The 18,039-nt window shown below is 66.1% G+C and carries 14 protein-coding genes; 8 read left to right on the top strand and 6 right to left on the bottom strand.

Annotated features, from left to right (window positions below):
* Window positions 1-468 precede the first annotated feature (468 nt).
* From ACQ4MJ_RS21975 to ACQ4MJ_RS21960, 4 genes are all read left to right on the top strand, one after another.
* A complete protein-coding gene (locus tag ACQ4MJ_RS21975) occupies window positions 469-2,811 on the top strand; it encodes an NADP-dependent malic enzyme (RefSeq protein ID WP_121421673.1) in 2,343 nt (780 codons plus the stop codon).
* Window positions 2,812-2,965: 154 nt separating this feature from the next.
* Window positions 2,966-3,373, top strand: a complete 408-nt coding sequence (locus ACQ4MJ_RS21970) for a ribonuclease domain-containing protein (RefSeq protein WP_055398013.1) — start codon at window positions 2,966-2,968, stop codon at window positions 3,371-3,373.
* Between the two features lie 140 nt (window positions 3,374-3,513).
* Window positions 3,514-3,939: a barstar family protein gene (locus ACQ4MJ_RS21965; RefSeq protein WP_010464776.1), complete on the top strand. Its 426-nt coding sequence runs from the start codon at window positions 3,514-3,516 to the stop codon at window positions 3,937-3,939.
* Window positions 3,918-4,130 (top strand): hypothetical protein, encoded by a 213-nt coding sequence (locus ACQ4MJ_RS21960; RefSeq protein WP_147433275.1) that lies wholly within the window; start codon window positions 3,918-3,920, stop codon window positions 4,128-4,130. The genes ACQ4MJ_RS21965 and ACQ4MJ_RS21960 overlap by 22 nt, the downstream gene beginning before the upstream one ends.
* Window positions 4,131-4,362: 232 nt before the next feature.
* On the opposite strand, the gene rsmA is transcribed toward ACQ4MJ_RS21960, so the two are convergent.
* From rsmA to ACQ4MJ_RS21945, 3 genes are read right to left on the bottom strand one after another with little or no spacing between them, the layout of a single operon-like run.
* Window positions 4,363-5,142 carry a 16S rRNA (adenine(1518)-N(6)/adenine(1519)-N(6))-dimethyltransferase RsmA gene (gene rsmA, locus ACQ4MJ_RS21955; RefSeq protein WP_431151274.1) on the bottom strand — a complete coding sequence of 260 codons (780 nt, stop codon included), beginning with the start codon at window positions 5,140-5,142 and terminating at the stop codon, window positions 4,363-4,365.
* A gap of 30 nt (window positions 5,143-5,172) precedes the next feature.
* Window positions 5,173-6,588: a peptidylprolyl isomerase gene (locus tag ACQ4MJ_RS21950; protein ID WP_121508114.1), complete on the bottom strand. Its 1,416-nt coding sequence runs from the start codon at window positions 6,586-6,588 to the stop codon at window positions 5,173-5,175.
* Window positions 6,589-6,614: 26 nt separating this feature from the next.
* Entirely contained in the window at window positions 6,615-8,987 is a 2,373-nt protein-coding gene (locus ACQ4MJ_RS21945) for an LPS-assembly protein LptD (protein ID WP_431153155.1), read from the bottom strand.
* A 164-nt stretch (window positions 8,988-9,151) separates the two neighbouring features.
* Between ACQ4MJ_RS21945 and ACQ4MJ_RS21940 the strand changes: the two genes are divergently transcribed.
* From ACQ4MJ_RS21940 to ACQ4MJ_RS21930, 3 genes are all read left to right on the top strand, one after another.
* Entirely contained in the window at window positions 9,152-10,294 is a 1,143-nt protein-coding gene (locus ACQ4MJ_RS21940) for an aminoglycoside phosphotransferase family protein (RefSeq protein ID WP_431151275.1), read from the top strand.
* A 90-nt stretch (window positions 10,295-10,384) separates the two neighbouring features.
* A complete protein-coding gene (locus ACQ4MJ_RS21935) occupies window positions 10,385-11,122 on the top strand; it encodes a 16S rRNA (uracil(1498)-N(3))-methyltransferase (protein WP_431151276.1) in 738 nt (245 codons plus the stop codon).
* Between the two features lie 332 nt (window positions 11,123-11,454).
* Window positions 11,455-12,609: a diguanylate cyclase gene (locus ACQ4MJ_RS21930; protein ID WP_228897118.1), complete on the top strand. Its 1,155-nt coding sequence runs from the start codon at window positions 11,455-11,457 to the stop codon at window positions 12,607-12,609.
* Between the two features lie 28 nt (window positions 12,610-12,637).
* Here the strand turns inward: ACQ4MJ_RS21930 and ACQ4MJ_RS21925 are convergent, their stop codons facing one another.
* Window positions 12,638-13,927 carry an acyl-CoA dehydrogenase family protein gene (locus ACQ4MJ_RS21925; RefSeq protein WP_431151277.1) on the bottom strand — a complete coding sequence of 430 codons (1,290 nt, stop codon included), beginning with the start codon at window positions 13,925-13,927 and terminating at the stop codon, window positions 12,638-12,640.
* A gap of 198 nt (window positions 13,928-14,125) precedes the next feature.
* Here ACQ4MJ_RS21925 and ACQ4MJ_RS21920 point away from each other — a divergent pair, with 198 nt between their 5' ends.
* Window positions 14,126-14,896: an SOS response-associated peptidase gene (locus ACQ4MJ_RS21920; protein ID WP_055395818.1), complete on the top strand. Its 771-nt coding sequence runs from the start codon at window positions 14,126-14,128 to the stop codon at window positions 14,894-14,896.
* A 40-nt stretch (window positions 14,897-14,936) separates the two neighbouring features.
* Here the strand turns inward: ACQ4MJ_RS21920 and ACQ4MJ_RS21915 are convergent, their stop codons facing one another.
* A complete protein-coding gene (locus tag ACQ4MJ_RS21915; protein WP_431151278.1) occupies window positions 14,937-16,196 on the bottom strand; it encodes a branched-chain amino acid ABC transporter substrate-binding protein in 1,260 nt (419 codons plus the stop codon).
* A 59-nt stretch (window positions 16,197-16,255) separates the two neighbouring features.
* Entirely contained in the window at window positions 16,256-17,890 is a 1,635-nt protein-coding gene (locus ACQ4MJ_RS21910) for a long-chain-fatty-acid--CoA ligase (RefSeq protein WP_431153156.1), read from the bottom strand.
* Between the last annotated feature and the right edge of the window lie 149 nt (window positions 17,891-18,039).

Raw genomic sequence — 18,039 nt, 5'->3', positions numbered from 1 at the left:
CTTGCCCCCATGGGAAGCACCGCTAACGATAGCGCCCGCTTCGATCTGTTGCCCGCTGGAGCTGGAAACGAACTGGAAACCGTCGATGACAGAAGGACCTCTGCAGTCCATTTCAGCGGTCTTTTTTCCGTATCTCGGCCATGGACTGCGCTGACCGCAAAACAGCCCTGGCTGGGAATGATTGTGGTGAAGCCTACGGTTTCGCAGTTCGAAGCCCAGGCTGGACGGGCTCGAAGCGGAGCTCCAGACCACTTCGGCAGCGGTTGCATAAAGGTTGCACTTCGCGCTGGAGCGATACGCCGCATTCCAACCCAGACGGCAAAGCTGAATTTCCCATGTAAGCAGATTCGCTTACTAGGGTTTTTACCGAACGCGGCCTACAATCGCCCACCCTTACGAAAGCTGACAACCTGCGCCGGACCTGCTTGAACCGGCGTGGCATTGACACCCCAAGCTGGAGACAATTGAATGCCCGAAAACACCACGGCCCAGAACAACAACGATTCCGACAAGCGCGCCCAGTTGCGCCGTGCCGCTCTCGAGTACCACGAGTTTCCCAAGCCCGGCAAGATCGCCATTGCCGCCACCAAGCAGATGGTCAACCAGCATGACCTGGCGCTGGCCTACTCGCCCGGTGTGGCTGCACCTTGCGAAGAAATCGTCAAGGACCCGGCCAATGCCTTCCGCTACACCTCGCGCGGCAACCTCGTGGCCGTCATCACCAACGGCACTGCCGTGCTGGGCCTGGGCGACATCGGCGCGCTGGCCTCCAAGCCTGTGATGGAAGGCAAGGGCGTTCTGTTCAAGAAATTCGCCGGCGTGGATGTGTTCGACATCGAGATCGACGAAAAAGACCCCCAGAAGCTGGTGGAAGTGATCGCCGCGCTGGAGCCGACCTTCGGCGCCATCAACCTCGAAGACATCAAGGCCCCCGATTGCTTCTACGTGGAACGCGAGCTGCGCAAGCGCATGAAGATCCCGGTCTTCCACGACGACCAGCACGGCACGGCCATCACGGTGGCGGCGGCCATCGTGAATGCGCTGAAGGTGGCGGGCAAGAAGATCGAGGAGGTGAAGCTGGTCACCAGCGGCGCGGGTGCAGCGGCGCTGGCCTGCCTGAACCTGTTGCTCAAGGTGGGTGTGCAGCGCAAGAATGTGTTTGTCACCGACTTGGCTGGCGTGGTCTACGAGGGCCGCGAAGAGCTGATGGACGACGACAAGCGCCAGTTCATGCAAAAGACCGACGCGCGCAAGCTGGCCGAGGTGATGGTGGGCGCGGACGTGTTCCTGGGCCTGTCGGCGGGCAACGTGCTCAAGCCCGAGATGGTGGCCACCATGGCCGAGCGCCCGGTGATCTTCGCGCTGGCCAACCCTAACCCCGAAATCACGCCCGAGCTGGCGCACAGCGTGCGCAGCGACATCATCATGGCCACGGGGCGTTCGGACTACCCGAACCAGGTCAACAACGTCCTGTGCTTCCCGTATATCTTCCGTGGCGCGCTGGACTGCGGCGCCACCACCATCACCGATGAGATGGAGATTGCCGCCGTCCACGCGATTGCCGAGCTGGCCCAGGCCGAGCAGAGCGAAGTGGTGGCCGCCGCCTATGTGGGCGAGAAGCTGTCGTTCGGCCCCGAATACCTGATTCCCAAGCCGTTCGACCCGCGCCTGATGATGAAGATTGCGCCGGCCGTGGCCCAGGCCGCCATGGACAGCGGCGTAGCCCAGCGCCCCATCGCCGACATGGACGCGTACCGCGACCGGCTGCAGACCTTTGTCTACGCCTCCGGCACGACGATGAAACCCATCTTCGACGCAGCACGCACCGCCGCCAAAAAGCGCGTGGCCTACGCCGAGGGTGAGGAAGAACGCGTGTTGCGCGCCGCGCAGATCGTGGTGGACGAAAAGGTGGCCCGCCCGACGCTGATCGGCCGCCCCGCCATCATTGCCCAGCGCATCGAAAAGTTTGGTCTGCGCCTGAAAGAAGGCGTGGACTACGACGTGGTCAACACCGACTTCGACCACCGCTACCGCGACTTCTGGCAGACCTACCACCGCATGACCGAGCGCAAGGGCATCACCCAGCAGGTCGCCAAGATCGAAATGCGCCGGCGCCTCACGCTCATCGGCGCCATGATGCTGCACAAAGGCGAGGTGGACGGCCTGATCTGCGGCACCTGGGGCACCACCGCCAACCACCTGCTCTACATCGACCAGGTGATCGGCAAACACGCGGGCGGCGCCGACAGCACGGCGCAGGATGTGCCGGTATACGCCTGCATGAACGGCCTCATGCTGCCCGGCCGCCAGGTGTTCCTGGTGGACACCCACGTCAACTACGACCCGACACCCCAGGAGCTGGCAGAGATCACCGCCCTGGCTGCCGAGGAAATGATGCGCTTTGGCGTCAAGCCCAAGGCCGCGCTGCTGTCGCACTCCAACTTCGGCACCAGCAACCACCCCAGCGCCGTCAAAATGCGCCAGACGCTCGAACTGCTGCGCCAGCAAGCCCCCTGGCTGGAAGTGGACGGTGAAATGCATGGCGACGTGGCGCTGGACGGCAAGGCCCGTGCGGCCCTCATGCCCAGCAGCGAACTGACGGGTGACGCCAACCTGCTGGTGTTCCCCAACATCGACGCCGCCAACATCGCCTACAACCTGCTCAAGACCGCCGCAGGCGGCGGCATCGCCATCGGCCCCGTGCTGCTGGGTGCGGCCAAGCCGGTCCATATCCTGACGCCCAGCGCCACCGTGCGCCGCATTGTGAACATGACAGCACTTACCGTGGCCGATGCCAACGTGTCAAGATAAGCCAAAAATTGATAGCAAGCGCTAACTTAAAGAGCTTGTTTTTCCCTTCAGCGTCTGCCCAATCTTTGTGCAGACGCTTGCTTTTTGGGGGCCGTTGAGCGACACTAGCGGCTCGAAATTTCGGGTTAACCCGTAGTTTCTGAAAGGTTCGTTGATGCTGAAGGCTGTAGCCACCCGGGCGCGCAAAGCAGGGTTTTTGTGTGTTTTGGGTGTTGCGTTCGTGTTGTCCCCGGTGGCGGGGCATGCCCGGAACTCCCCGTCCACCGACGGCTCCATCCCCCCTATCGCATTGGCCGAGTTGCCGCCCCAAGGGCGGGCGACGTATGCGCTGATCCGTGAAGGAGGGCCCTTTCCGTATGACAAGGACGGAACAGTTTTTGGCAATCGCGAGCGGCTGTTGCCCGCCCACAAGCGGGGCTACTACCGTGAGTACACCGTCAGAACACCAGGATCGCGCAACCGGGGAGCCCGGCGCATTGTGTGTGGCGGCAAGCCCCGGGTTCCGGACGCCTGCTACTACACCAGCGATCACTACGCCAGTTTTCGCGAGATCGTCGAGTGACCCCCGTTGCGCTGCACGCAGGCCAGAGATACGCTGGCAGCGGTAAGCGCGCCCCCTTGAATCCCCCACCCGCAGGCTGCATCCCGCAGCCCTGCGAAATGCCAGAAGTTTGTGGACTTTAAAAAGAAAGAGTAGCGGAGATGCAGACGCCACTTCGTAAAGACCTGGAAACGCCACTGCGTGGCGTGCGCACCAACATCGTGCAGTCCATTCGCGCTTTCCGCGTGCAGGACCTGCAGGATGCGGCCACCTCCATGGGTCACCATTTCTTGTACGCCAACCTGGCCCACGCACAGTCCAAGCAGGATGTGCTGGACCTGATTGCCGGGCAATTCACCTTCCCGTCGCACTTCGGCAAGAACTTTGATGCGTTGTACGACTGCATGACGGATCCCTTGCATAAATCGGGCCCGCAGCCTGGTTTCATCGTGGTGCTGGAGCAGATCCCCGCCACGGGCAAGTTCGACAAGGAAGCGCGTGAACAACTGCTCGATATCTTCCGCGACGCCGCCGACTACTGGGGCGACCGCAAGATACCGTTCCGGTGTTTCTATTCTTTTCTGTAGCCCGTTCTGCATCCACCAGCCAAGCAGAACGGGCGAACGAGGCTACCGGCACCCAACAAGGTGTCGAGGGCATTGAAATCGGCACGGATTCCGCCGAAAAAATGCCGACCGACAAGCTTGTCGATGTCTCCCCGATGGCGCTGCGCATGAGCAGCCCTTTCAACGCGGGTTACTGGCTGAGCGCGGCGTAACTCGGTATATCCCCCTGAGCGGCTACGCCGCTTCCCCCTTCTCTCGGCTTCGCCGGGAAGGGGGACGACACCAGCGCGGCGGGGCGGCCCTTGCGCGGTGTCACTGGCCTGGGCCGTGACAGTTGCCAGGGTCGTGGCGAAATGAGGGGCCGAAGCTGTAGGCGCGACGCCATCGCATCTACGGCAAAAATGGCGCCTTGCGCGCGCCCATCAAGCGCCAACAGCTATCAATTCAAGAGCAAACCTGCGCCAGCGCCACGTATTCGGCCACGGGCACTTCCTCGGCGCGGCGCTGGGTGTCGAAGGTGCCAGCGAACTGGCGCGCTTCGAGCCAGCGGCCCAGGGTGTGGCGCAGCAGCTTGCGGCGCTGGCTGAAGGCGACCTGCACCAGTTCTTCCAGCAGGGGCACCGACAAAGGCGCAGGCTCTGCGTGCGGCACCATGCGCACGACGGCGCTGTCCACGCGTGGGGGTGGGTCAAAGCTCTCAGGCGGCACGAACAGCACGTTTTCCATGGCGTAGCGCCACTGCAGCATGACTGACAGGCGCCCATAGTCGCTGGTGGCGGGCTTGGCCACCATGCGGTCGATCACTTCCTTTTGCAGCATGAAGTGCTGGTCTTCAATGACCTGCACATGGGCCAGCAGGTGAAACAGGATGGGCGTGGAGATGTTGTAGGGCAGGTTGCCCACCACGCGCAGCTTGAGGTCGGGCAACGCGGCTTTCTCGCGCATGGCCAGTGCCAGCGCGCTGAAGTCCACCTTGAGCACGTCGGACTCGATCACTTCCAGCTGGCCGTGCAGCCGCAGGCGCAAGGCCAGATCGCGGTCCAGCTCGATGACCGTGAGGCGCCCCAGGCGCTCGACCAGGGGCTGGGTCAGCGCCGCGAGGCCCGGACCGATCTCAACCATGGGCTGGCCTGGCTGGGGCGCAATGGCCTGCACGATATCTTCGATGATGCCCTTGTCGGACAGAAAATGCTGTCCGAAGCGCTTGCGGGGGATGTGTTTCAACGCGTGCTTACCTGTCTGATCATCGATCGGTCACTGCGGTGGGTCGCGGTATTCGACATACGCGCGTCCGCGCAGCTCCTGCGCCCAGGTGGCGTAGGCCTCGTCCAGTTTCTTCTCGCGCACGGTGTCGCGCGCCATGTCGCGCTGCTCGCGCTGGGTGAGCTTGGCCTCGCGGCGCTCCAGCAGCTGGATCAGGTGCACGCCGAAACGCGAAACCACGGGTTCGCTGATGTCGCCGGGCTTGAGGGCGTTCAGGGCCTGCTCGAACTCAGGCACATAGCGGCCGGGGGTGGCCCAGCCCAAGTCGCCACCTTCCTTGGAGCTACCGTCCTGCGAGTGCTCGCGGGCCAGTGCCGCAAAATCGGCCTGCCCCATCTGCACACGGCGGCGGTAGTCGGCCAGGCGAGCGGCGGCGGCGCTTTCGGAAAGTTGCGGCCCCGTGCGCAGCAGGATGTGGCGGGCATGGTTTTGCACCACCGTGGTGGGCACGCCAGCCGTGACTCGCTCGATCACCTTGAGCACGTGGAAGCCCGCTGGCGAGCGCACGGGCCCGACGATGCTGCCCACAGGCAGGCCCAGCGTGGAGTTCACAAACAGCTCGGGATACCGGTCGGCCGGGCGCATGCCCAGTTGGCCGCCCGCGCGCTGTCCCTCGGGCGCATCCGAAAACTCGCGGGCCACGGCCGCAAAGTCTTCCCCCGCGCGCACCTTGTCGGCCGCGCGCTGGGCGCGTGCCTGCCGCTCGGCCACCTGCACGGGGCTCGCGTTCTCGGGCACCAGCACCAGCACATGGCCCAGGTTGATCTCCATCGAAGCGACGTCGTTGCCCTTTTGCTGCTCGCGCAGGTACTGGTCGATGTCCAGGTCGGTGACTTTCACGCGCGCCTCCACCTCGCGCTCGCGCAGGCGCTGCAGCAGCAACTGGTTGCGCAATTCCTCGCGGAAGCGCTCCTTGCCCATGCCGTCCCGCGCCAGGCGGCGGTAGAGGTCATCGACCGACATGTTGTTCTGGCGGGCCACGCCCTGTTCGGCCTGCGACACGGCGTAGTCATCCACCTTGAGGCCCGACTCCTTGGCTTGCTGCAGCTGTGCGCGCTCCAGGATGATGCGCTCCAGCACCTCGCGCGCCAGCAGCTCCCGGGGCGGCATGGCGCCCCCTTGCTGGGCCAGCTGGGCTTCGGCGCGGGCCAGGCGCGCGCGGACCTCGTTGTTGGTCACGGGCTCGGAATTGACCACGGCGACAATGAAATCCGCCTGCCGGGGTGCCGAGCTGCTGCTACCACTTGCCGTTTCTGCAGGCAGCGTGATCGATGGTGCGGCCGCCGGGCGCGCCGTCAGCCCTTTGCCCGACGGTGCGCCGGAAGGGCGCAGCCCTTGGGCCAGGGCGCCCTGGGAGAGCAGGGAAGCCAGGGTGGCAATGGCCAGTGCAATGACACGGTGATTCATGGCGTTAAGCGTAGGAGCGTTGGGCGTTAGTCGTAGTTGCTGAAACGGCTGGGCGTTGTGACCTGCTCGCGCAGGTTCTGGTAACGCGGCACATTCTGCTTGAAGGTGTCCAGGGGGCTGGAGCCCAGGCTCAGGCGCGAGAAGCCGACGAACTCGATCTGGAACAGCAGGCGAGTGTTGGAGGTGGTCACGCTGCTTTGCAGGCGCTCCAGCACCACACGGCCAATCCAGCAGCAGCTGTCGTACTCCAGGCCGACCACGGTGTCCACCAGCTTGCGGTCCTGCAGGCTGTAGTTCAGGCGGCCTACGCTGTACCAGCGCCCGCCGCCCTGGCCACGGCCTGCGCCCAGGTCTTTGCCCTTGTCGCCCCACAGGTCGTTCAGCGGCCACTGCCAGCCGATGTCGATCTGCTCGCTGGTGCCACGCTGCAGGCGGTAGGCCGCGCTCACGGTGCGGTAATTGCCGGGGCTGTAGCGCGCGCCGATGGTCGAGCGGATGGAGCGCCCCGTCTTGGGGTTGTACTGCACGGTGGAGTCAAAGCCCCACTGGGGCGTCCAGCTGATACCCGCGCCTAGCAACAGGTCCGACAGGCGCTCGCTCACGGGGGTACCGCCGGGCAAGGTGACCTTCTGGTCCGAGAACCGCAGCCGCTGGGCAATGCCAAAGCGTGCGGCCTCGGCGCCCGTGTTCGGGTCCAGTAGCCGGGTGGTCACGCCCAAGGTGAGCAGGTTGTTGTCTGCCAGCCGGTCGTTACCCCCGAAAGCGTTCTCGGTGTAGATGGTGGCGAAGTTGAAATCATTGGCCGCCGTGTCGTACACGGGCAGCATGCTCTGGTCACGGTAAGGCGTGTAGGTGTAGAACGCGCGCGGCTCCAGCGTCTGCAAAAAGGCGCGGCCAAAGTAAGCGGCATCGCGTTCGAACACCAGCCCGCTGTCCAGGCTGAAGGTGGGCAGGGTGCGGTTGGCTGAACGCTGCCCGTTGGACAGCGCCGAGTCAAACTGGTACTGCGTGGCGTGCAATTGCAGGCGCGGGGTCACGAAGCCACCGGGCGCCAGAAACGGCCGGCTGATCTGCGCCATCGCATAGCTGCGGTTGGCATTGGGCTGGCCTGTCAGCTCGCGGGCGGCCTGGAAGCGGGTGGTGTCCAGCTCCACGCTGGCATCGAGCCCGCCACCCAACTGCGACGGTGCATAGCGCCACTGCAACTGGGGCAGCCGGTCATACGGCGGCACGATGGGGGAGGTCACGTCCTGCAAGGTCTGCCACTTGAGGGTGCGCACGCTGGCGGACATGTCATTGCGCGCCCACGACAGCGTGGCGTCGCCCGGCAGCAGGCGCTGGCGCAGCAGGTCGGACGCCCGGCCAAAGTCGCGCCAGTAGTTGTCGTCGCTCACGCGGTTGACGTTCAGATTGAGCCCCAGCCCGCCCATCGGCGTGTCAAAGGCGCCTTGGTGCTGGCCCGAAAAGCTCCAGCGCATGCGGTCGCGCAGGCGGTCGGTGGGCATCACATCGGCACTGATCTGGCCGGTGTAAGTGGGCTCCAGGTAGCGGAACTCGCCCCCCAAGTTGGCGCCGCGCTTGGTCATGAGTGCCGCGCGCAGCGTGGCGTCGCGGTTGGGTGCGATGTTCCAGTAGTAGGGCTGGATGTACGCCACCCCGTCGCGGCTGTCCAGCCCGATGGTGGGCGGCAGCAGGCCGGACTTGCGCTTGTCCGACAGCGGGAAGGTGATGTACGGAATGGGCAGCACAGAGACGCCCTTGAACTCCAGCACCGCGTCTTCGGCGGTGCCGACCTCTTCCTCGTTGTCGATGCGAATGGTGGCGGCGCGCAGCACCCAGTCGGGCTGCCAGCTTTCTTCATTGCCGCGCTCGCAGGTGGTGTAGGTGGCGTTGTGCACCACGGCACGGTCGCGGTCGATGAAATCCACGCGCGTGGCGTCGCCGTGCGCCTGGGTGGCCAAAAATTGGTAGCGGGCGTCGCTGAAGAATCCCTCAAAGGCATCCACCCGCAGCTCCAGCGCCGTGCCTTCGTACACGTTGCCCGCGCGGTTGATGCGCACCTTGCCGTTGGCCTTGGCCAGGTCTTCGGGCACGTTGTAGTCCAGGCGGTCGGCACGGATCACGGTGTCGCCCCGGCGCAATTCGGCATTGCCTTCGATGACGGCGTTCAGGTCGGTCTGGCCGCTGATCCGGTCCCCCGTCACAAAAACGGGGAGCTGGGGCCGGACCGCCTCGGGAATCTTTTCCTGAAGCAGGGGCGAGGTGCGCAGCGCAGGGGGTGCATCCCAGGCGCTGGCAGGCGGGGCGGCGTCAGACGCCTGCGCCAGCACGGAGAGCGGCAGACCGCACCAGGCCAGCGCCACGCCATAAGCCAGGGCCCGGGGTACGGGAGCGCGCAGCCGCTCGGGCTTCGCCTTGGCGGGCCGGGGCCGGAGGGAGGATGTCTGCACGGTGGGGGGCTTGCAGCGTGGCACGTGGGGCGGTGGGCAGGGGCGGATCAAAGAAGGAGGAACCCGCCCACCTCAGAGCCTGGGGGGAGCGGGTTTGTAAAATCGGATTATCCATGAGCCACCCATCTTCCCCTTCTCCCGCCTGCCCGCCCCCGGGCACGGCCGTGGCAACCCCCGCAACTTCCACCGTCGCCTGGCCCGACGCGGCCCGCCAGACAGCCTTCGAGGCCTGGCTGGCGCCCCTGGTGGGCCCGCACCAGCTACTGCCCGCCACGCTGCGCCCCGCCTCTGCCGATGCCAGCTTCCGCCGCTACCTGCGCATCGACAGCACCACGGGTGCCAGCCGCATCGTGATGGATGCGCCGCCGGACAAGGAAAACTGCAAGCCCTTCGTGCAGGTGCAGGGCCTGATGGCCGCCGCCGGTTTGAACGTGCCCGAGATCCTTGCGTTCGATGAACCGACCGGCTTCATGCTGCTGTCCGACCTGGGCCACCAGTCGCTGATCGAGCTGCTGAACCCCGAAAAGCCCCAGGACGCCTACGCCTGGTACCAGCAGGCCACCGACGTGCTGCTGGACTGGCAAAAAGCCTCCCAGCCCGGCGTGCTGCCGGCCTATGACGAGGCGCTGCTGCGCCGCGAACTGGCGCTGTTCCCCGATTGGTACCTGGCCAGGCACCGCAGCATCACGCTGGACGACAAGCAGCAGGCCACGCTGGCCAGCGCCTTTGATGCCATCGTGGCCCACAATCTGGCCGCTCCCCAGGTCTATGTGCACCGCGATTTCATGACCCGGAACCTGATGGCCCCCACCGAACAGGGCGCGCCCCTGGGGGTGCTGGACTTCCAGGACGCCGTCTACGGCCCCATCACCTACGACATCGCCAGCCTGCTGCGCGATGCGTTCATCAGCTGGGAAGAAGAATTCGTTATTGACATTACCGTGCGTTACTGGGAGAAGGCGCGCAAGGCCGGACTGCTGGGGGCCCGCAGCGCCAGCGGCTGGGGCGATGACTTCGGCGAGTTCTACCGTGCCGTGGAATGGATGGGCCTGCAGCGCCACCTCAAGGTCGCCGGAATCTTTGCGCGCCTGACCCTGCGCGACGGCAAGCCCAAGTACCTGGCCGATGCGCCGCGTTTCATGGCCTACATCCGCGCCACGGCCAACCGCTACCGGCAGCTGGGGCCGCTGCTCAAGATGCTCGACCAGATCGAAGGCACCGAGCCGGTGGTGGGCTTTGCCTACGGCCGGATGTAGCGGCGCGACTGGGCGCACGCAGTAAAACAGAATAAAATTAGGCTCTAGCGCTTATCAATCAAGCGCAAGTAGCTATAAATTAAGTAGCAAATGCCCCGTTTCCATTGCCCGGCCCTTCTGGCCACCGGCGCCGAGCTAGACCTGCCCACCGGCGCTGCGCGCCACGTACAGGTGCTGCGCCTGCAACCGGGCGACACCATCACGCTGTTCCACGGCGGGCAAGCCGAGGGCGACCCGGGCGGCGAATTCGACGCCACGATACTGAAGATGGGCCGCAGCGATGTGCGCGTGGTGGTGGGCGCCCACCATGCCACCGAACGTGAAGCCCCGCGCGCCGTGCACCTGCTGGCCGGTATCACCGCCAACGAACGCATGGACTGGCTGGTGGAGAAAGCCACCGAGCTGGGCGTGGCGAGCATCACGCCCCTGGTGGCCGAGCGCAGCGTGCTCAAGCTCAAGGGCGAGCGGGCCGAGAAAAAAATCGCCCACTGGCAGGCCGTGGCCGTGGCCGCCTGCGAGCAGTGCGGCCGCAACCGCGTGCCCGTGGTGCACAACGCCGTGGACCTGGCCGGCTGGGTACGCGCCCAGGCCCAGGCCACCACAGTGCAGCGCCTGCTGCTGTCGCTGCGCGCGGGCACGGCGCCGCTGCACACGGCGGCGGGCCCGGATGGGCCCGTGGTGTTTCTCTCCGGCCCCGAAGGCGGGCTCTCCAGCACCGAGGAAGACCTGGCACTGCAACACAGCTTTGCCCCGGTCACGCTGGGCCCCCGTGTGCTGCGCGCCGAGACCGCACCGCTGGCCGCCTTGGCGGCACTCACCCTTCTTTAAGGATGACCTGCATAACTCCCTGCGGTCTGTGATAGCGCGGCCTCGGGCGGTTCGCTGCGTTGCTTTTCTTGCCAATAGCCAGGCTATTGGCTGCCAAAAGACGCCTTGCGCCCCATCCCGATCCGCACTACCACCGCCTCGCGAGGGTTATGCAGGACATCCTTAACGGGGTCAGGGACCTTCGGCGAAACCCCAGGCCGCGCCTGGGCAGGGCTGTACGCCGGGCGATGACCCTCCTAGAATGAAAAGCGCACGGCCAGGCCCCGTTGCACGCCGCAGCGCAGCCCCACCCATCCACACGCCACCCGACCGCCCGGGCAGGAGCACCCACCTTGCGCACACCTTCCCGCTGGCACCGCATTCGGGACGTGGTTCTCTCCACCGACCGTCGGCGGCGCACGCTGGTGGCCATGGCGTTGCTCGCGCTGGTGCTCATGACCAGCAGTGCGGGCGTCATGCTGATGGTGGCAACGGCGAGCAGCGCAGTGAACGCCGTTGCCGTGCAATGGTGGGCCGCCATCTCGGTCGGCGGGATGGTGGTGATGACCGCGTTCATCCGTTCGGGCGAGACCGCGCGGCTCAGCGACCCCTCACTCACCGTGCCCCAGATGGTCTGGACCATCACCAGCGGCGCCGTGGCTTATGTGCTGGCGGGCGATGCGCGGGGCGTGGTGCCCGCCGTGCTGGCCATGATCCTGTTCTTTGGCACCTTTGGCCTGACCGTGGCCGAGGTGATCGGCATCGGCGTGTATGCACTGCTGGCCTTCGGCTGTGCGGTGGCGGCCACCACGCGTTTTAACGCCAGCCCGTTTGGCTACCTGGATACCGCCTATGCGCTCATGGTGCTGATCGTGCTGGGGGGCAGCATTGCGCTGAACCTGCGCATCCAGCGCATCCGCGCACGGCTGCAGGAGCAGCGCGAGGCGCTGGCCCAGGCGCTCGCCGTCAACCGCGATCTGGCCACCCGCGACGAGCTGACCGCCCTGCCCAACCGCCGCGCCATGCAGGACCTGATGGAGCTGGAACGCCGCCGCAACCTGCGCAACGGCCGCCCCCTGCTGCTGGCCCAGCTGGACATTGACCACTTCAAGCGCGTCAACGACACCCATGGCCACGCCACGGGCGACCGGGCGCTGCAGGCCTTTGCGGGCATCGTGCGGGCCAGCGTGCGCGACACCGATGTGCTGGCCCGCTGGGGTGGCGAAGAGTTTGTGCTGCTGCTGTCCGACACCCAGATGGACGATGCCCGCGACCTGCTGGAGCGCGTGCGCCAGGCCGTGGCCGCGATGGAGATTCCGCACGCTGCCGGCGTGCTGCGCATGACGGTATCGGCTGGCCTGGCACTGCACCTGCCCGGCGACATGGTGGAGCAGACGCTGGAGCGCGCCGACCAGGCGCTGTACACCGCCAAGTCGCTGGGGCGCAACCGCGTTGTGGTGGCGCCCTCCGGCCCGCGCGCCGCGCGGGCCTCGGCCGCGTCCTCCTGACTCCCGCCTCACTGTCCGGTGCAGGTGCTCAGGCACTCAGCCGTGGCGGCGCGCGCATCTGCTCCGGGGTGGTGAAGTAGGCTGCTAAGGTGCCGAGCTGCTCGCGCGCCTGACGCAGTTCGTGCCGCGCCACAGTGCGCAGGTGCACCTCGTCGGGCCCATCCATCAGCCGCAGCGCGCGGCCCCAGGTCCAGAACGCCGCCAGCGGCGTGTCGGGCGACAGGCCCATGGCGCCAAAGATCTGCATGGCGCGGTCCACCACGCGCTGCTGCAGGCGCGCGGCCACCACCTTGATGGCGGCAACCTGGGCACGCACAGTGCGCGCATCCGAAGCGTCGCCCTGGTCCAGCAGCCAGGCCGCATGCAGCACCAGCAGGCGCGCCTGGTCGATCTCGATGCGCGACTCGGCCAGCCATTCCTGCACATTGGCCTGCTCGGCCAGCGGCTTGCCAAACGCCGTGCGCTCCAGCGCCCGCTCGGTGGCCAGGGAGAGCGCCAGCTCGCACTGGCCGATGGTGCGCATGCAGTGGTGCACACGGCCGGGGCCCAGGCGCGCCTGCGCCATCGCAAAGCCGGCGCCCCAATCGCCCAGCAGGTGGTCCGCAGGCACACGCACACCCTGCAGCAGGATCTCGCAATGCCCCTCGGGCGCATGGTGGTGCAGCACACTGATGTTGCGCACGATCTGCACACCCGGCGTGTCCACGGGCACCAGCACCATGCTGTGGCGATGGTGGCTGTCAGTCTGGTCATCACCTGCATTGCGGCACAGCACGATGAGCAGCTGGCAATGCGGGTGCGCCGCGCCGGTGATGAACCACTTGCGACCGCTGAGCACCAGGTGGTCACCCTCGCACCGCACCGTGGTCTGCAGGTTGGTAGGGTCGGACGAGGCCACGTCGGGCTCGCTCATCGCAAAGGCCGAACGCATATGGCCGTGCAGCAACGGCACCAGCCAGCGGGCGCGCTGGGCGGGTGTGGCAAAGCGGTGCAACAGCTCGATGTTGCCGGTGTCCGGCGCGTGGCAGTTGAACACCTCGGCCGCCCACGGCAGGCGGCCCATGGCCTCGGCCAGCGGCGCGTAGTCGAGGTTGGACAGCCGCGTGCCGGGCTCGTCGTCCTCAAGCGTGGGCAGGAACAGGTTCCACAGGCCTTCTTCGCGCGCCAGCGCCTTCAGGTCCTCCACAAAAGGCGGCGGGTAGTCGCCCGCCAGCACGGCCGCATGCCAGGCAGGGTTGTAGGGCAGCAGATACCGGTCCATGAACGCCAGCAGGCGATCACGCCATTGAAGGGCCAGAGGAGAAGGTGCGAAGTCCATGCGGACATTGTGAAAACAGCGCCAGCGCGCGTCACAACGCAGGCGACAACGGGCTTGATACAAGTCACGACCGGGCCGGATGGGTGACACAGCGGGCTCGAAAATGCTTCTGTTTTTATAGCTGTTAACGCTTATCAAACAAGCGCTAGAGCCCTATTTCATGCAAGAAACCTCAACGCCACACGCTACCATCGCCCCATGAGCACCCATTACGAAACCCTGCCCCACGCCGACACCTACCGCGAGGCCTTTGCGGTCGAGCCACCGCAGGCCCTGGGTGAACGCCACCTGTGGCCACGCAAGCCCGGCTTCTTCATCGTGCATGCGGCCACGGCAGCCGCCATCGCCCAGCCAGTGGTGGCCAAAGCGGCGGCCGACGCCGAACCCAGCCCTCCGGCAGACACGCCCACAGACGCACCCGCCGCCAGCACGGAACGCGTGCTCGTGCCCGCGCAATGGGGCCTGGTGCCGCACTGGGTCAAGTCGGCATCCGATGCCAAGCTGCGCGCGCCCAAGCTGGTCAATGCCAAGTCCGACACCGCCTCCACCGGCACCGCGTTCCGCGACGCGTGGCTGAACGGCCAACGCTGCATCGTGCCCATGGTGGCGTTTTACGAAGACGACCTGCGCAGCGGCAAGGCCGTGCCTACTCGCGTGGCGCGCGTGGACGGCAAGCCCATGGGCGTGGCGGGCCTGTGGGCGCGCTGGCAGGGGGCCGATGGCGAGGTGATCATCAGCTACTGCCTGCTCACGGTGAACGCCAACAACCACGCACTGCTGCACCGCTACGGCCAGCCCGGCAGCGAAAAAAGCATGCCCGCCATCCTGAACGAAGGCGCCTACGACGCGTGGCTCACGGCCCGGCCAGAGAAGGCCAAGGAGTTCATGCGCCAGTACGCGGCGCAGTGGCTCACGGCCAACCCGGTGGAGAAAAAGGCAGACAAGGTGCCCAAGGGCCTGCTGGGCTGATTCCGCGCCGCGTGAGCGGCACGGTGGCGCGGTAGGGGACTCAGGACGGCCGCTTCATCTGGCAAGACGTGGGCTGGGCGCTGATGTAGTTGTCCCACGCCACTTCGGAGCGGAAGCCGTAGCCGGTCTTCTCCGCGTCGTACTTCACGCCCTTGCTGCCCTGCTTGGCCCAGATGCCCAGGTACAGCGGCGCTTCGAGCTGGTGGTCGGTCTTGCGCATGCGCACCTCGCCCATGGGGCTCTTGTAGGTCATATTTTCCAGCGCAAAGGCCACCTTCTTCGCATCGGTGGACTGGGCTTTGCGCATGGCTTCACGCAGCATGTGCATGCTGTTCCAGTGCGCGGCAAACACAAAGTCGTCGCCGGTCTTCTTCTTGTAGTCCACGTAGATCTTTTCCAGCTCGGGCGTGGGGGCGTTGTGCACCCAGTTCCAGATCACCCCGACCTTGCCCTCGCCCCAGGGTCCGATCTGCGCGGGCGTGCCGGGGTTGTTGGCGTTGAGCGTGAAGTAGTTGATGTTCAGGCCATAGTCGCGCGAGGACTTGAACAGCAGCGTCAGGTCGCTGCCCCAGTTGGAGGTGATGACCGTGTCGGCCTTGGCAGCGGCCATCTTGGCCACATAGGGAGCGAAGTCGCGCGTCTGCGCGATGGGGATGAAGTCGTCGCCCACGATCTCGATGTCGGGCCGCTTGCGCGCCAGGTATTCCTTGGCGGCCTTGGAGACCTGGCGGCCGTGGGTGTAGTCCTGGTTGAGCAGGTACACGCGCTTCACGTCCTTGCGGCCTTGCAGGTAGGTGGTCAGCGCCTCCATCTTCATCTCGCTCGATGGATAGAAACGGAAGTGCCAAAAGCTGCAGCGCTCGTTGGTGAGCTGCGGGTCCATGGCGGCGTAGTTCAGGTACACGGTGGCGCGCTCCGGGTCGCGCTCGGCGAGCTTGTTGAGCCCGTCCACCAGCGCCAGCGCCACCCCCGATCCACCCCCTTGGGTGATGTAGCGCACGCCCCGGTCGGTGGCAGCCTTCAGGGCGTTCAGGCTCTCCTGCGGCGTGCCCTTGTTGTCAAAGTCCATCACCTCGAACTTGGGCTCGTTGGGCCCGGCCTTGGCATTGACCTGCGCCACCACCTCGCGCAGCTGGTTGAGCGAGCTTTGGCCGGTGAGCGCAAAGGGGCCGGACAGCAGATCGATAAAGCCGATCTTTACCGTCTCGGCCGCCCCGGCGTGCGTCGCCATCACCAGCGCTGCGGCGCAGGCGCCGGCCTTGAGCCATTGATGAGGCCATTTCCTGGGAACCATGTTCATAGGTGTCTCCGTGAGGTGGGTGGGTGGATGGGTGGGAAAGGCGTCAATGCGGGGCGGCTTCATTCACCGCCGAACACCGCGCCATGGCGTTGCCGCAGCTCGTTTTTCTGGACCTTGCCGGTGCCGCCCAGCGGCAGGCTTTCGACAAACAGCACTTCGTCGGGCAGCCACCACTTGGCAACACGCTCTGCGAGGAAGTCCAGGATCTGCGCCTTGTCGAGCGACTGACCGGGCTTGCGCACGATGAAGAGCAGCGGGCGTTCGTCCCACTTGGGGTGCTTGACGCCGATGACAGCGGCCATGGCCACCGCCGGATGCGCCACGGCGGCGTTCTCCAGGTCGATGGAGCTGATCCACTCTCCGCCCGACTTGATCACGTCCTTGGTGCGGTCGCGGATCTGCACCACGCCCTGGGGGCTGATGGTGGCGATGTCGCCCGTGGGGAACCAGCCATCGGCCAGCGCCGAACGCTCGGCCTTGTGGTACCGGTCCACGATCCACTGGCCGCGCACCATCAGCTCGCCCTGCGCAACGCCATCGCGCGGCAAGGTGGTGCCGTTTTCATCCACCAGCTTGAGTTCGATGCCGAACACCGACTTGCCCTGCTTGGCCACCAGCGCATGGCGGTCCTCGGGTGGCAGTTCGGCGTCGGCCGCGCCCAGCACGCTCATGGTGGCAATGGCCGTGGTCTCGGTCATGCCCCAGCCGTGGCGCACCTCCACGTCGTACACGTCGTTGAACTTGGCAATCAGCGCCTTGGGCATGGCCGAGCCGCCCACGCCCGTGCGCCGCATGGTGGTAAAGCGCAGCTGGTTCTGCTCCACATGCTGGATGAGGCCCATCCAGATCGTGGGCACGCCCGCGCTGACGGTGACGCGCTCGGTCTCCATCAGCTCGTACAGGCTGGCGGCGTCCAGGCGCGGGCCGGGCAGCACCAGCTTGGCCCCCCCAATCAGGGCCGCATAGGGCAGGCACCAGGCGTTGATGTGGAACATGGGCACCACGGGCAGGATGGTCTCCCGCGCGCTGATGCTGAGCACGCCCGGCATGCAGGCCGACAGGGCACTGAGCGCCAGCGCCCGGTGGGAATACAGCACGCCCTTGGGGTTGCCGGTGGTGCCGGATGTGTAGCACAGCGCCGCGCCGGTCTTTTCATCACATTCGGGCCACTCAAAGCGGTCATGCTGGCCGGCCACCAGGGTCTCGTAGGCCTCGACCCCGGGCACCCCTTGCAGGTCGATGCTGCCTAGCGTGTCGGCATCACACAGCGCCACCCAGTGCCGTACGCGGGGGCACGACCCCGCAATGGCGCGCACCAGTGGTGCGAAGGTAGTGTCAAACAGCACCACCTCGTCGTCGGCGTGGTTGACGATGTAGGCCAGCTGCTCGGGGTGCAGGCGCGGGTTGCAGGTGTGCATGACCATGCCGCTGCCGGACACGGCGTAGTACGCCTCCAGGTGGCGGTGGTTGTTCCAGGCCAGCGAGCCCACCACGCTGCCAGGGCGCAGGCCCAGCGCCTGCAGCGCGTTGGCCAGCTGCCGGGCGCGCCGGGCCATGTCCGAAAAGCGGTAGCGGTGCAGGCTGCCATTGGTATCGCGCGAGACGATCTGCTGGTCGCCGTATTGGTTCTCACCGTGCTCGAGGATGGCCGAGACCAGTAACGGCCGATCCATCATGCTGCCGGGCTGCTGCATTGCTGTCGTCTCCTTGTGGTGTGCGCGGTGCTGCATCCCGGCATCCGTGGGATGCCGGTGCAGAGCCCTCTTTGCCGGGGCTGGCGCATCGTCGCAAACAACGCGGGGCGTGCTTGTCTTCTACGTGACTGGGGAGCTCTGCACCGCCG

Origin of the sequence: Acidovorax facilis (genome assembly GCF_050626955.1) — a bacterium.
GTDB lineage: Bacteria > Pseudomonadota > Gammaproteobacteria > Burkholderiales > Burkholderiaceae_C > Acidovorax > Acidovorax facilis.
The sequence above is the reverse complement of the archived record's forward strand: the minus strand, read 5'-3'. Positions and strand labels throughout refer to the sequence as shown.

Excerpts from the sequence above, each read along its gene's own strand:
- ACQ4MJ_RS21935 (WP_431151276.1), top strand. The coding sequence starts at position 10,385 with ATGCCCCGTTTCCATTGCCCGGCCCTTCTGGCCACCGGCGCCGAGCTA.
- ACQ4MJ_RS21920 (WP_055395818.1), top strand. The coding sequence starts at position 14,126 with ATGAGCACCCATTACGAAACCCTGCCCCACGCCGACACCTACCGCGAG.
- ACQ4MJ_RS21915 (WP_431151278.1), bottom strand. The coding sequence starts at position 16,196 with ATGAACATGGTTCCCAGGAAATGGCCTCATCAATGGCTCAAGGCCGGC.
- ACQ4MJ_RS21970 (WP_055398013.1), top strand. The coding sequence starts at position 2,966 with ATGCTGAAGGCTGTAGCCACCCGGGCGCGCAAAGCAGGGTTTTTGTGT.
- ACQ4MJ_RS21975 (WP_121421673.1), top strand. The coding sequence starts at position 469 with ATGCCCGAAAACACCACGGCCCAGAACAACAACGATTCCGACAAGCGC.
- ACQ4MJ_RS21940 (WP_431151275.1), top strand. The coding sequence starts at position 9,152 with ATGAGCCACCCATCTTCCCCTTCTCCCGCCTGCCCGCCCCCGGGCACG.
- ACQ4MJ_RS21965 (WP_010464776.1), top strand. The coding sequence starts at position 3,514 with ATGCAGACGCCACTTCGTAAAGACCTGGAAACGCCACTGCGTGGCGTG.
- ACQ4MJ_RS21910 (WP_431153156.1), bottom strand. The coding sequence starts at position 17,890 with ATGCAGCAGCCCGGCAGCATGATGGATCGGCCGTTACTGGTCTCGGCC.
- ACQ4MJ_RS21925 (WP_431151277.1), bottom strand. The coding sequence starts at position 13,927 with ATGGACTTCGCACCTTCTCCTCTGGCCCTTCAATGGCGTGATCGCCTG.
- ACQ4MJ_RS21950 (WP_121508114.1), bottom strand. The coding sequence starts at position 6,588 with ATGAATCACCGTGTCATTGCACTGGCCATTGCCACCCTGGCTTCCCTG.